The sequence below is a fragment of the Caulobacter sp. GW821-FHT10C03 genome, from assembly GCF_059415485.1.
Window position 1 is genome coordinate 40,305 of the sequence record NZ_JBWKNI010000030.1, and the last position, 12,742, is coordinate 53,046.

The window sequence follows — 12,742 nt, forward strand, 5'->3', positions numbered from 1 at the left end:
CGGGACGGACAGGTTTTGGCGCGATGAGCGGCGACGATCGGCATATCTTCCACGACCCCACCGGCAAGCGCCGGCGCAGGTTCACCCTGGCGGCGGGGATCGCCCTGTCGGGGGTGGCGGCCGTCGTGGCCGGCTTCCTGGCGACCCTGGCCTTCGCCCCGCGCCTGCCAGCGGTGACGCTGAAGGACCCGCACGTGCTGTCGGCCCTGCACGAGGAGACCGTGCACCGCCTCAAGCCCGGCAAGCCCTCGGCCTGGCGCCGCCTGCCCGCCCCCAAGACGCCGGCCGCCATCGGCGCGGCCAAGCCGCTCAGCGTCGGCTTCTACGTGCCCTGGGACGAGGACAGCCGCGAGTCCCTGCGCCGTCACGTCGCCCAGTTGGACGTCGTCTCCCCGCAGTGGGTGGCGCTGAAGGGCCGGACGGGCGACATCACGGCCGACGACGATCCGATCGGCACCGCCCGCATCGCCGCCGCGCCCAACCACCCGACCGTCCTGCCGCTGGTCCACAACTCGGCCGACGCCAAGTTCGACGGCCCGATGGCCGACGCCCTGCTGGCCAATCCCGCCGCCCGCAAGGCGCTGATCGACAACCTGACCGCCCTGGCCCAGCGCCGCGGCTTCGGCGGCTACATCTTCGACCTCGAGAACCTGTCGCCCAAGGGCCTGGCCAACTATCCGCTGCTGCTGGACGAGGCCCGCGCGGCCTTCAAGGCCTCGGGCCGCGAGGTCTGGGTCACCGCGCCGTTCGACGAGCAGGGCTGGCCGCTCAAGCGCCTGCAGCAGTCGGCCGACACCATCGTGCTGATGGCCTACGACCAGCACTACGGCGGCGGCGACCCCGGCCCCAACGCAGGGCAAGACTGGTACGAGAGCGAGCTCGACAAGCGCTTCTCCGCCCTCGACCCGGCCCGCACGGTGCTGGCGCTCGGCGCCTACGGCTACGACTGGACGCTGAAGGCCGACGGCACGGCGGCCAGCGGCGACGCGGCCACCTTCCACGAGGCCATCCGCAACGCCCAGGACGCCGGCGCCGACATCCGCATGGACGACGACGCCCTGAACCCGACCTACGGCTACCAGGCCGACAACGGCGACAAGCACGTGGTCTGGTTCCTGGACGCCCCCACCCTGTTCAACCAGGTCAAGGCCAGCGACCCGTTCCGGCCGCGCGGCTATGGCCTGTGGCGCATGGGCGGCGAGGATCCGGGCGTGTGGAGCGTGCTGGGCCAGCCCTACGGCAAGGGCGCGGCTTCGGCTCTCACCCGCATCCCGTCGGGCCAGAGCGTCGACTTCGACGGCGGCGGCGAGGTGCTGCGCGTCTCGTCCCTGCCCACGCCCGGCAAGCGCAGCCTCGAGACCGACCCCGACACCGGCCTGATCTCGGGCGAGACCTACGACGTCCTGCCCAGCTCCTACGTCATCGAGCGCTACGGCCAGCGGCCCGGCCTGGTGGCCCTGACCTTCGACGACGGCCCCGATCCGCGCTGGACGCCGAAGATCCTCGACATCCTCAAGGAGAAGAACGCCCCGGCGACCTTCTTCGTCATCGGCCAGAACATGCAGAAGCATCCGGGCCTGGTGGAGCGCGAGATGCGCGAGGGCCACGACGTCGGCGGCCACACCTGGACCCACCCCAACATCGGCGAGACGCCGCTGCCCCAGACCCAGGTCGAGCTGAACGCCACCCAGCGGCTGTTCGAGGTGGTAACCGGCCGCTCGATGCGCCTGTTCCGCCCGCCGTTCTTCGGCGACGCCGAGCCCTCGACCCCGCGCGAGGTGGACCCGCTCGTCATCGCCCAGACCCTGGGCTACCTGATCGTCGGCCTGCGGATCGACACCGACGACTGGCAGAAGCCGCCGCCCCAGACGATCATCGACCGCGCCCTCGACCGCCTCGACCATCCGGGGAACAACCCCGGCCAGGTGGTGCTGCTGCACGACGCCGGCGGCAACCGCGAGAACACCATCAAGGCCCTGCCCGGCCTGATCGACGGCATCCGCGCCCGCGGCTACCGCCTGGTCACCGTCGGCGAGCTGGCCGGCATGACGCCCGACCAGGTGATGCCGCCGACCACCCGCGATCCGGTCGGCCTGGCGCTGGACCGCCTGGGCTTCGGATTCTTCCGGGGGCTGAACACCCTGCTGACCTGGCTGTTCATCACCGCCATCGCCCTGGGTGTCGCGCGGCTGGTGTTCCTGGCCGCCCTGGCCCTGGTCCACAAGGCGACCGAGCACACGCCGGACGACCTGGATCCCGCTACCGGCCCGCTGGTCAGCGTGCTGATCCCCTGCTTCAACGAGGAGAAGGTGATCGCCGCCTCGATCGCCCGGATCCTGGAGTCGGACTGGACCAATATCGAGGTGCTGGTCCTCGACGACGGCTCCAAGGACCGCACGGCCGAGGAGGTGCGCGACCACTTCGCCGGCGACCCGCGCGTGACGCTGCTGTCGTTCGAGAACGGCGGCAAGGCGCGAGCGGTGAACCGGGGCCTGGCCGTGGCCAAGGGCGAGTTCGTGGTGGCGCTGGACGCCGACACCCTGTTCCCGAAGTCGACGATCGGCCGGCTGGTGCGCTGGTTCGCCGACCCGAAGATCGGCGCGGTGGCCGGCAACGCCATCGTCGGCAATCGCCTCAACATCGTCACCCGCTGGCAGGCCCTGGAATACGTCACCGCCCAGAACCTGGAGCGGCGGGCGCTGGCGGCGCTGGGCGCGGTCACCGTGGTGCCCGGGGCGGTCGGGGCCTGGCGCAAGAGCGTGCTCGACGCCCTGGGCGGCTATCCCTCCGACACCCTGGCCGAGGACCAGGACCTGACCATCGCCTGCCAGCGCGCCGGCTGGAAGGTGGCCTTCGACCCGGCCGCCCGCGCCTATACCGAGGCGCCCGACACGGTGGGCGGCCTGCTCAAGCAGCGCTTCCGCTGGTCGTTCGGCACCCTGCAGTGCGTGTGGAAGCATCGCTCGGCGATGTTCAACCCCAAGACCCCGGTGCTGGGTTTCGTGGCCCTGCCGCAGATCTGGCTGTTCCAGATCCTGCTGGCCGTGGCCGCGCCGCTGGTCGACCTGGCCGTGGTCTGGAGCCTGGTCTCGGGCCTCTACGGCGCGGTGGCCCACCCGGTGGAATGGCGTCCCGACGACACCATCCGGGGCCTGCTCTACTGGGCGGTGTTCATCCTGGTCGACCTGTCGGCCGGGGCCCTGGGCATGGCGCTTGAGAAGCGCGCCCCCTGGGCCGACCTGCCCTACCTGCCGGTGCAGCGCTTCGGCTATCGCCAGCTGATGTACTATGTGGTGGTCAAGTCGGTGCTGACCGCCGTGCGCGGCGGCCGCGTCGGCTGGGGCAAGCTGGAACGGCGAGCGACCGCGGCGGTGAAGTAGAACCGGCTAAGCCCTCCCCACTCCAAATTTCACCTCTCCCATAGGGAGAGGGAGGGGCCCATGCGCAGCATGGGAGGGTGAGGGGTTAGGAACGGTTCAGGTCGTTCCGAAATCCAATGCAGGGGGCGTGGAGGTGGGACCGCCGACGGCGTACCCCCTCACCCTCCCACGCCTTCGGCGCGGGCCCCTCCCTCTCCCCATGGGAGAGGTTTCAATTACGCCGGACGGCGGATCGGCTGGCGGCGGATCTCGGACGGGGCGATCTGGCCGCCGCCGCTGGTGCTAAAGCGCGAGATCAGCTGGGCCAGTTCGGCGGCCTCCATCTTCAGGCTGGCCGAGGCCACCGTGGCCTCCTCGACCATGGCCGTGTTGCGCTGGGTCACCTCGTCCATGCGGTTGACGGCGGTGTTGACCTCCGAGAGGCCGGTGGCCTGCTCGCGCGAGGACTCGGCGATCTCCAGGATCAGGCCGTCGATGCGGCCGACCTTCTCGACGATGGTCGACAGGGCCTCGCCGGTCTCACCGACCAGCCGCACGCCGCGACCGACCTGGGAGGTGCTCTTGGCGATCAGGGCCTTGATCTCCTTGGCCGCTTCGGCCGAGCGCTGGGCCAGGGCCCGCACTTCCGAGGCCACGACCGCGAAGCCCTTGCCGGCGTCGCCCGCCCGCGCGGCTTCGACGCCCGCGTTCAGGGCCAGCAGGTTGGTCTGGAAGGCGATCTCGTCGATCACCCCGATGATGCTGGTGATCTTGCCCGAGCTTTCCTCGATCTCGCCCATGGCCGCGACCGCCTCGCCGACGATCTCGCCCGAGCGGGTGGCGTCGACGCGGGCGGCCGAAGCGACCTGCGAGACCTCGCGCGCGCCCTCGGCGCTGCGGTTGACCGTGGCGGTGATCTGGTCGAGGGCGGCGGCGGCCTCCTCGAGATTGGCGGCCTGGATCTCGGTGCGGCGCGACAGGTCGTCGGCGGCGATCGAGATCTCCTGCGCCCCGGCCCCGACGCTGCGGGTGGCCGACGACACCACGCCCATGGCCCCGTCCAGGGCCGACATGGCGCTGTTGAAGTCGTTGCGCACCTTGTCGAACTGCGGATCGACCGGCTTGCTGATGCGATAGGTCAGGTCGTTGCGGGCCAGGTGGTCGAGGCCCTGGGCGATCTCGTTGACCGCGTGCACGCGGCCGGTGACCACGGTGGCGAACTTCACGACCTTGGCGATGCGGCGCTTGTGGTCGAAGATCGGGTTGTACGAGGCCTGGATCCACACCTCGCGCCCGCCCTTGCCCACGCGCTTGAACTCGGCGGCGACGAACTCGCCGCTGTTCAGGCGGTCCCAGAAGGCGGCGTAGTCCGGCGAGTTGGCGTAGGCGCCGTCGACGAACATCCGGTGGTGGCGCCCCTGGATCTCGCTGAGCGTATAGCCCAGGGCGTCGAGGAAGTTCTGGTTGGCGGTGACGATCTCGCCGGCCGGGGTGAACTCGATCATCGCCTGGGCGCGGCTGACGGCCTCCATCTTGCCGTGCTGCTCGGCGGCGCGGCGCTTTTGCTCGGTGATGTCGGTGGCGACCTTGACGATGCGCGTGACGCCCCCGCGCGCGCCGCGGATCGGATTGTAGGAGGCCTGGATCCAGACCTCGCGGCCGCCCTTGCCCACGCGCAGGTACTCGCGGGCGTCGAACTCGCCGCGCCCGAGCTTGGCCCAGAAGGCGGCGTAGTCGGCGCTGGCGGCGTAGTCCGGCTCGACGAACAGGCTGTGGTGGCGGCCGACGATCTCCGACAGCGCATAACCCATCGCCGCGCAGAAGTTCTCGTTGGCGGTGAGGATCCGGCCCTTGGGATCGAACTCGATGGTCGCCAGCGACCGGTCCAGCGCGGCCAGGGTCTCGACGGCCTGGACTTGCGAGCGATTGAACATGGAAGTCTTCCATTGCAGGCCGGGACAAGGGGGTCGCCGGGCGCGTGTCGGGCTAGCAAGAGCTTCGATGCGGTAAATAGATTATTTATACTACGGCAGCGTCTCGAAACCCCAAGTAGAGCCCGACTCCCGCCAGCCTATTGCGCACGAAAAGCATCGTATTTAAGCCGTTGTTTCTTCGAGAAGCTTCAGCGCCGAATGGCTAAGCTTGAGTGGAAGATCGCGGTTCTGCGACAAAAGCGCCTCGCGCCCGGCCCGACCCTCTCCGGGCCTCACGCCGCCCATTTCGCAGGCGCCGCACGCCCAAAAAACCGACCGCCGTCGGCGCGCGTCCAAAACCGCCATTCCAGATAACCGGAGTCTGTGGGCGCTTTCGTAAAAGTGCAGGTTTTTCCTGCCTCTCGCCTTCTCCGATGGGGCGCGGGCGTTCTTTCTGACGATCGATCGGCAGAAGGGGGCGCCTTATCGCCCCCATGCGGTTGCGCCTGCGAAATCACGCTCCTATAACGCCGCCACATTCAAGAACCGTCGCGGAAGACCGGTCCCCTCATGAACATTCACGAGCATCAAGCCAAAGCCGTCCTCGCGGAGTTCGGCGCCCCCGTCCCGCGTGGCTTCGCGGCGTTCACTGCCGACGAAGCCGTCGCCGCCGCTGAGAAGCTGGGCGGTCCGGTCTTCGTCGTGAAGAGCCAGATCCACGCCGGCGGCCGCGGCAAGGGCAAGTTCGAGGGCCTCGGCCCCGACGCCAAGGGCGGCGTCCGCGTCGTCAAGTCGGTCGAAGACGTCAAGGCGTCGGCCGAGGAAATGCTCGGCCGCGTGCTGGTGACCCACCAGACCGGCCCCAAGGGCAAGCAAGTGAACCGCCTCTACATCGAGGAAGGCGCTGCGATCGCCAAGGAATTCTACCTGTCGCTGCTGGTCGACCGTGAAACCTCGATGGTTTCGGTGGTCGCCTCGACCGAAGGCGGCATGGACATCGAGGACGTGGCTCACGCCACCCCGGAAAAGATCCACTCGTTCTCGATCGACCCCGCCACCGGCGTGTGGCCGACCCACCAGCGCGCGCTGGCCAAGGCCCTGGGCCTGACCGGCGGCCTGGCCAAGGAAGCCGCCGTGCTGCTGACGCAGCTCTACACGGCGTTCCTGGCCAAGGACATGGCCATGCTGGAGATCAACCCGCTGATCGTCACGGCCGACGACCACCTGCGCGTCCTGGACGCCAAGCTGTCGTTCGACGGCAACTCGCTGTTCCGTCACCCGGACATCCGCGCCCTGCGCGACGAGACCGAAGAAGACCCCAAGGAAATCGAAGCCTCGAAGTACGACCTGGCCTACATCGCCCTCGACGGCGAAATCGGCTGCATGGTCAACGGCGCTGGCCTGGCCATGGCCACCATGGACATCATCAAGCTGTACGGCGCCGAGCCGGCCAACTTCCTTGATGTCGGCGGCGGCGCCAACAAGGAGAAGGTCACCGCGGCCTTCAAGATCATCACCGCCGATCCGGCCGTGAAGGGCATCCTGGTCAACATCTTCGGCGGCATCATGCGCTGCGACATCATCGCGGAAGGCGTCATCGCCGCCGTGAAGGAAGTCGGCCTGCAGGTTCCGCTCGTCGTTCGCCTGGAAGGCACCAACGTCGAGCTGGGTAAGAAAATCATCTCGGAAAGCGGCCTGAACGTCATCGCCGCCAACGATCTGTCTGACGGCGCCGAAAAGATCGTCGCGGCCGTGAAGGGTGCTCGCTAATCATGTCGATCCTCATCGGTTCTGAAACCAAGGTCATCACCCAGGGCTTCACCGGCGCCCAGGGCACGTTCCACTCGGAACAGGCCATCGCCTACGGCACCAAGATGGTCGGCGGCGTCACCCCGGGCAAAGGCGGCCAGACCCACATCGGCCTGCCGGTGTTCGACACGGTCGGCGAAGCCAAGGAAGCCACCAACGCCGACGCCTCGGTGATCTACGTCCCGCCGCCCTTCGCGGCCGACTCGATCCTGGAAGCCATCGACGCCGAAATCCCGCTGATCATCTGCATCACCGAAGGCATCCCGGTGCTGGACATGGTGCGCGTGAAGAAGGCCCTGAAGGGTTCGCGTTCGCGCCTGATCGGCCCGAACTGCCCGGGCGTCCTGACCCCGAACCAGTGCAAGATCGGCATCATGCCGGGCGGCATCTTCTCGGAAGGCTCGGTCGGCGTCGTGTCGCGTTCGGGCACCCTGACCTATGAAGCCGTGTTCCAGACCACCAACGCCGGTCTCGGTCAGACGACCGCCGTCGGCATCGGCGGCGACCCGGTCAAGGGCACCGAGTTCATCGACGTGCTCGAACTCTTCCTGGCCGACGAAGCCACCAAGTCGATCGTCATGATCGGCGAAATCGGCGGCTCGGCCGAAGAAGAAGCGGCCCAGTTCCTGAAGGACGAAGCCAAGCGCGGCCGCAAGAAGCCCATGGTCGGCTTCATCGCCGGTCGCACGGCTCCTCCGGGCCGTCACATGGGTCACGCCGGCGCCATCATCTCGGGCGGCAAGGGCGGCGCCGAGGACAAGATCGCTGCGATGGAAGAAGCGGGCATCCGCGTCTCGCCGTCGCCGGCGAAGCTGGGCGAGACCCTGCTCGAAGTCCTCAAGGGCTAAGAACTACACCGAAACCCCGCCCCGTGCGGGGCCCAGGTTTTTTGCGACCGCCAGTCGACGATCCGAAAAAATCACCTGGGCCTCGCCATCCGGCGCGGGCGACGGGAGATTGACAGACTATATTTACGGGACCGGTCTAACCACCGGTCCCGTAAACGGATCCGAAGCGTGGCGGCCGAAAATGGATAGCGGCCAACCGGTCGTCGCGCTTCATGTTTCAAACGAGCTCGTGATCCCGCCGGATGGCCTCGGCGGGCGAGCATCGAGGCGAAGACGATGGCGGACGACGCAGGCATCATCAATCAGGTCTTGACCGAGACCTCCTTCCTCTACGGCGCGAACGCCGCCTTCGTAGAGGACCTCTACGCCCAGTGGGCGGAGAACCCCGGGTCGGTCGAGCCCTCTTGGAACGCCTTCTTCTCCTCGCTGGCCGAGCAGGCCGACCAGGTCAAGCGCGCCGCCCAGGACCCGGCCTGGACCCCCAAGAAGGTCCCCAGCGTCCGTCCAGACTGGCTTTCGGCCCTCGACGGCCAGTGGGCCACCGTCGCCCCCGCCGTCGAAGCCAAGATCGCCAAGGCCGTCGAGGCCAAGGCTCCCGGCGTCTCCGCCGAAGCCGTCCGCGCCGCCACGCTGGACAGCCTGCGCGCCATCATGATGATCCGGGCCTACCGGATGCGCGGCCACCTCGCCGCCAACCTCGACCCGCTGGGTCTGGAGCCGCCGAAGGCCGCGCCCGAGCTCGACCCGGCCACCTACGGCTTCACCGAAGCCGACTACGACCGCCCGATCTTCCTCGACTTCGTGCTGGGTCTGGAGACCGCCACGATCCGCGAGATCCTGTCGATCGTCCGCCGCACCTACTGCGACAACGTCGGCGTGCAGTACATGCACATCTCGAACCCCGACGAGAAGGCCTGGCTGCAGGAGCGCATCGAGGGCCGCGACAAGGAGATCGTGTTCTCGAAGGAGGGCAAGGTCGCCATCCTCAAGAAGCTGATCGAGGCCGAGGGCTTCGAGAAGTTCCTGCACAAGCGTTTCCCCGGCACCAAGCGCTTCGGCCTCGACGGCGGCGAAGCCATGGTCCCGGCCATGGAGCAGATCATCAAGCGCGGCGGCGCGCTGGGCGTGAAGGACATCGTCCTGGGCATGCCGCACCGCGGCCGCCTGAACGTGCTGGCCGCCGTGATGGGCAAGCCCTACCACGTGATCTTCCACGAATTCCAAGGCGGCTCGTCGGTGCCCTCGGACGTCGAGGGCTCGGGCGACGTGAAGTACCACATGGGCGCCTCGTCGGACCGTGAGTTCGACGACAACAAGGTCCACCTGTCGCTCACCGCCAACCCGTCGCACCTGGAAATCGTCAACCCGGTCGTCATCGGCAAGGCCCGCGCCAAGCAGGCCTTCCTGCTGCGCGAGACCCCGGACGCCGGCCGCGGCCACGTGCTGCCGCTGCTGCTGCACGGCGACGCGGCCTTCGCCGGCCAGGGCGTGGTGGCCGAGTGCTTCACCCTGTCGGGCCTGAAGGGCTACCGCACGGGCGGCACCATCCACTTCATCGTCAACAACCAGATCGGCTTCACCACCAGCCCGCGCTACTCGCGCAGCTCGCCATACCCGAGCGACATGGCCCTGATGGTCGAGGCCCCGATCTTCCACGTGAACGGCGACGACCCGGAAGCGGTCGTGTTCGCCTCGAAGGTGGCCACCGAATACCGCCAGAAGTTCGGTAAGGACGTGGTCATCGACATGGTCTGCTACCGTCGCTTCGGTCACAACGAAGGCGACGATCCCACCATGACGTCGCCGCTGATGTACGCGAAGATCAAGGGTCACCCGCCGACCCGCGAACTCTACGCCAACCGCCTGATCGGCGAAGGCCTGATCACCCAGGGCGAGTCCGACGGCTGGGTCTCGGAGTTCGAGACCTTCCTCGACAACGAATTCGAGAGCGGCAAGAGCTACAAGGCCAACAAGGCCGACTGGCTCGACGGCAAGTGGAAGGGCCTGGCCCAGCCCGGCGACGAAGAGCGCCGCGGCAAGACCGACGTGCCGCTCGCCAAGCTGCAGGAACTGGCCGCCAAGATCACGGCCATCCCCGAGCGCATCGACGCCCACAAGACCGTGCGCCGCGCCATCGAGAACCGTCGCGACGCCTTCACCAAGGGCGAAGGCCTCGACTGGGGCGCCGCCGAGCACATGGCCTTCGCCACCCTGCTCGACGAAGGCTTCCCGGTGCGCCTGTCGGGCCAGGACTCGGTCCGCGGCACCTTCACCCAGCGCCACTCCGACGTCATCGACCAGAAGACCGAAGAGCACTACACGCCGCTGAACAACATCCGCCCGGGCCAGGCCAACTACGAAGTCATCGACTCGGCCCTGTCGGAAGAGGCCGTGCTAGGCTTCGAGTACGGCTTCTCGCTGGCCGATCCGAACACCCTGACCCTGTGGGAAGGCCAGTTCGGCGACTTCGTGAACGGCGCCCAGGTGGTGATCGACCAGTTCATCAGCTCGGGCGAGCGCAAGTGGCTGCGGATGAGCGGTCTGGTGATGCTGCTGCCGCACGGCTACGAAGGCCAGGGCCCCGAGCACAGCTCGGCCCGCCTCGAGCGCTTCCTGCAGTCGTGCGCGGAAGACAACATGCAGGTGGTCAACTGCACCACCCCGGCTAACTACTTCCACGCCCTGCGTCGCCAGATGCACCGTGAGTACCGCAAGCCGCTGATCGTGATGTCGCCCAAGAGCCTGCTGCGCCACAAGCGCGCCGTCTCGAACCTCTCCGACCTGGCCGAAGGCACCGCCTTCCACCGCGTGATGGTGGACGGCGCCGAAGCCGGCTGCGACGTCGGCGGGATCACGCTGAAGAGCGACGATCAGATCAAGCGCGTCATCATGTGCTCGGGCAAGGTCTACTTCGACCTGATCGATCAGCGCGCCAAGACCGGCCGCGACGACGTCTACATCCTGCGTCTGGAGCAGTTCTATCCGTGGCCGCTGAAGTCGGTCATGGGCGTGCTGAACCGCTTCAAGAACGCCGAGCTGCTGTGGGTTCAGGAAGAGCCGAAGAACATGGGCGGCTGGACCTTCGTCGATCCGTGGATCGAGCTCACCCTCGACAAGATGGACATCAAGGCCAAGCGCGCCCGCTACGTCGGTCGCCCGGCCAGCGCCTCCACCGCGGCCGGCCTGATGAGCCGCCACCTCAAGGAACTCGAAGCCTTCCTCACCGAAGCCTTCGCCTAAGAGTTCAAACCTTCAAGCCGCCGCGCCCTTCGACTTGTTCGATAGGCGCGGCGGTTTAAGTTCGCACCCGACCCTGACCGCCAGATCAAAAAGAGACATCGGAACCTAACCATGGCCGACATCATGACCCCCGCCCTGGGCGAATCCGTCACCGAAGCGACGGTCGCCCGCTGGACCAAGAAGGCCGGGGAGGCCGTGAAGAAGGACGAGCTGCTCGTCGAGCTGGAAACCGACAAGGTCAGCCTCGAAGTCGTCTCGCCGGCTGACGGCGTCCTGGTCGCCATCAGCGCCGAGGAAGGCGCCACCGTGGTTCCGGGCACGGTCCTGGGCGTGGTGACCGAAGGCGCGACCGCCTCGGCCGCTCCCGCCGCCGCCCCGGCCCCGGCCGCTGCTCCGGCCCCCGCCCCGGCTCCGGCGCCCGTCGCCGCCGCGGCTCCGGCCGCTCCCGCCGCCGCTCCGGTCAGCCCGGCCCCGGCCCGCATCGCCGCCGAGACGGGCCTCGACCTGTCGAAGGTCGCCGGCACGGGCAAGGACGGCCGCGTGACCAAGGGCGACGCCCTGGCCGCCCTGGAAGCCCGCGCCGCCGCCCCGGCTCCGGCCGCCGCCGCGCCGTCGGCCCCGCGTCCGATCCACGAGCGCGAAGAGCGCGTGAAGATGACGCGCCTGCGTCAGACGATCGCCCGTCGCCTGAAGGAAGCCCAGAACAACGCCGCCATGCTGACGACCTTCAACGAGGTCGACATGAGCGCGGTGATGGCCCTGCGCGCCCAGTACAAGGACGTCTTCGAAAAGCGCCACGGCGTGAAGCTGGGCTTCATGTCCTTCTTCACCAAGGCCGTCGTCGCCGCCCTGAAGGCCGTGCCGGACGTCAACGCCGAGATCGACGGCACGGACATCGTCTACAAGAACCACTACGACATCGGCGTCGCCGTCGGCACCGACAAGGGCCTGGTGGTTCCGGTCGTCCGTGACGCCGACGCCCTGAACCTGGCCGAGATCGAAAAGGCCATCGGCGACCTCGGCAAGAAGGCCCGCTCGGGCGGCCTGGCCATCGAGGACATGCAGGGCGGCACCTTCACGATCACCAACGGCGGCATCTACGGCTCGCTGATGTCGACCCCGATCCTTAACGCGCCGCAGTCGGGCATCCTCGGCATGCACGCGATCAAGGAACGCGCCATGGTCGTCAACGGCAAGATCGAAGTCCGTCCGATGATGTACCTGGCCCTGTCCTACGACCACCGCGTGGTCGACGGCCAAGGCGCCGTGACCTTCCTCGTGAAGGTCAAGGAAGCCCTGGAAGACCCGCAGCGCCTGCTGCTGGACCTGTAAGGGTTCAGGTCTTTTCGAGACTGATGAAGGGGGTCGCGAAAGCGGCCCCCTTTTTCGTTGGTCCGGAGCCCAAGCTCCTCCCCCGTGAAACGGGGGAGGTGGCGCGGCGCTATCAGCGCCGTGACGGAGGGGGCGACGGCCGGCACTGCGTCCAGTCTCGCCCCCTCCACCGCTTCGCGGTCCCCCTCCCCCGCAAGCGGGGGAGGAGTTCAGTTGCGTAGATCCTCCCCCTCTGGGGGAG

At 68.1% G+C, this 12,742-nt stretch carries 6 protein-coding genes; 5 read left to right on the forward strand and 1 reads right to left on the reverse strand.

Features of this window, described 5'->3' with window-relative positions:
- Nucleotides 1-23 precede the first annotated feature (23 nt).
- The gene (locus AC07NG_RS24480) at nt 24-3,380 is read left to right on the forward strand and encodes a glycosyltransferase (protein ID WP_494596937.1); all 3,357 of its coding nucleotides are present in this window, start codon (nt 24-26) and stop codon (nt 3,378-3,380) included.
- Nucleotides 3,381-3,595: 215 nt separating this feature from the next.
- Here the strand turns inward: AC07NG_RS24480 and AC07NG_RS24485 are convergent, their stop codons facing one another.
- Nucleotides 3,596-5,293 (reverse strand): methyl-accepting chemotaxis protein, encoded by a 1,698-nt coding sequence (locus AC07NG_RS24485; protein WP_494596939.1) that lies wholly within the window; start codon nt 5,291-5,293, stop codon nt 3,596-3,598.
- Between the two features lie 549 nt (nt 5,294-5,842).
- On the opposite strand from AC07NG_RS24485, the gene sucC reads away from it, so the two are divergent.
- The 4 genes from sucC (at nt 5,843) to odhB (ending at nt 12,501) form a co-directional block, all read left to right on the forward strand.
- On the forward strand, nt 5,843-7,042 hold the full coding sequence (sucC, locus tag AC07NG_RS24490; protein WP_487290033.1) for an ADP-forming succinate--CoA ligase subunit beta: 1,200 nt from the start codon (nt 5,843-5,845) through the stop codon (nt 7,040-7,042).
- A 2-nt stretch (nt 7,043-7,044) separates the two neighbouring features.
- Entirely contained in the window at nt 7,045-7,929 is an 885-nt protein-coding gene (sucD, locus tag AC07NG_RS24495; RefSeq protein WP_110120085.1) for a succinate--CoA ligase subunit alpha, read from the forward strand.
- A gap of 276 nt (nt 7,930-8,205) precedes the next feature.
- Complete coding sequence (locus tag AC07NG_RS24500) at nt 8,206-11,169, forward strand: 2-oxoglutarate dehydrogenase E1 component (protein WP_110120084.1); 2,964 nt, start codon at nt 8,206-8,208, stop codon at nt 11,167-11,169.
- A gap of 111 nt (nt 11,170-11,280) precedes the next feature.
- The gene (gene odhB, locus AC07NG_RS24505; RefSeq protein ID WP_494596941.1) at nt 11,281-12,501 is read left to right on the forward strand and encodes a 2-oxoglutarate dehydrogenase complex dihydrolipoyllysine-residue succinyltransferase; all 1,221 of its coding nucleotides are present in this window, start codon (nt 11,281-11,283) and stop codon (nt 12,499-12,501) included.
- Nucleotides 12,502-12,742: the final 241 nt, after the last annotated feature.

Excerpts from the sequence above, each read along its gene's own strand:
- odhB (WP_494596941.1), top strand. The coding sequence starts at position 11,281 with ATGGCCGACATCATGACCCCCGCCCTGGGCGAATCCGTCACCGAAGCG.
- AC07NG_RS24500 (WP_110120084.1), top strand. The coding sequence starts at position 8,206 with ATGGCGGACGACGCAGGCATCATCAATCAGGTCTTGACCGAGACCTCC.
- AC07NG_RS24485 (WP_494596939.1), bottom strand. The coding sequence starts at position 5,293 with ATGTTCAATCGCTCGCAAGTCCAGGCCGTCGAGACCCTGGCCGCGCTG.
- sucC (WP_487290033.1), top strand. The coding sequence starts at position 5,843 with ATGAACATTCACGAGCATCAAGCCAAAGCCGTCCTCGCGGAGTTCGGC.
- AC07NG_RS24480 (WP_494596937.1), top strand. The coding sequence starts at position 24 with ATGAGCGGCGACGATCGGCATATCTTCCACGACCCCACCGGCAAGCGC.
- sucD (WP_110120085.1), top strand. The coding sequence starts at position 7,045 with ATGTCGATCCTCATCGGTTCTGAAACCAAGGTCATCACCCAGGGCTTC.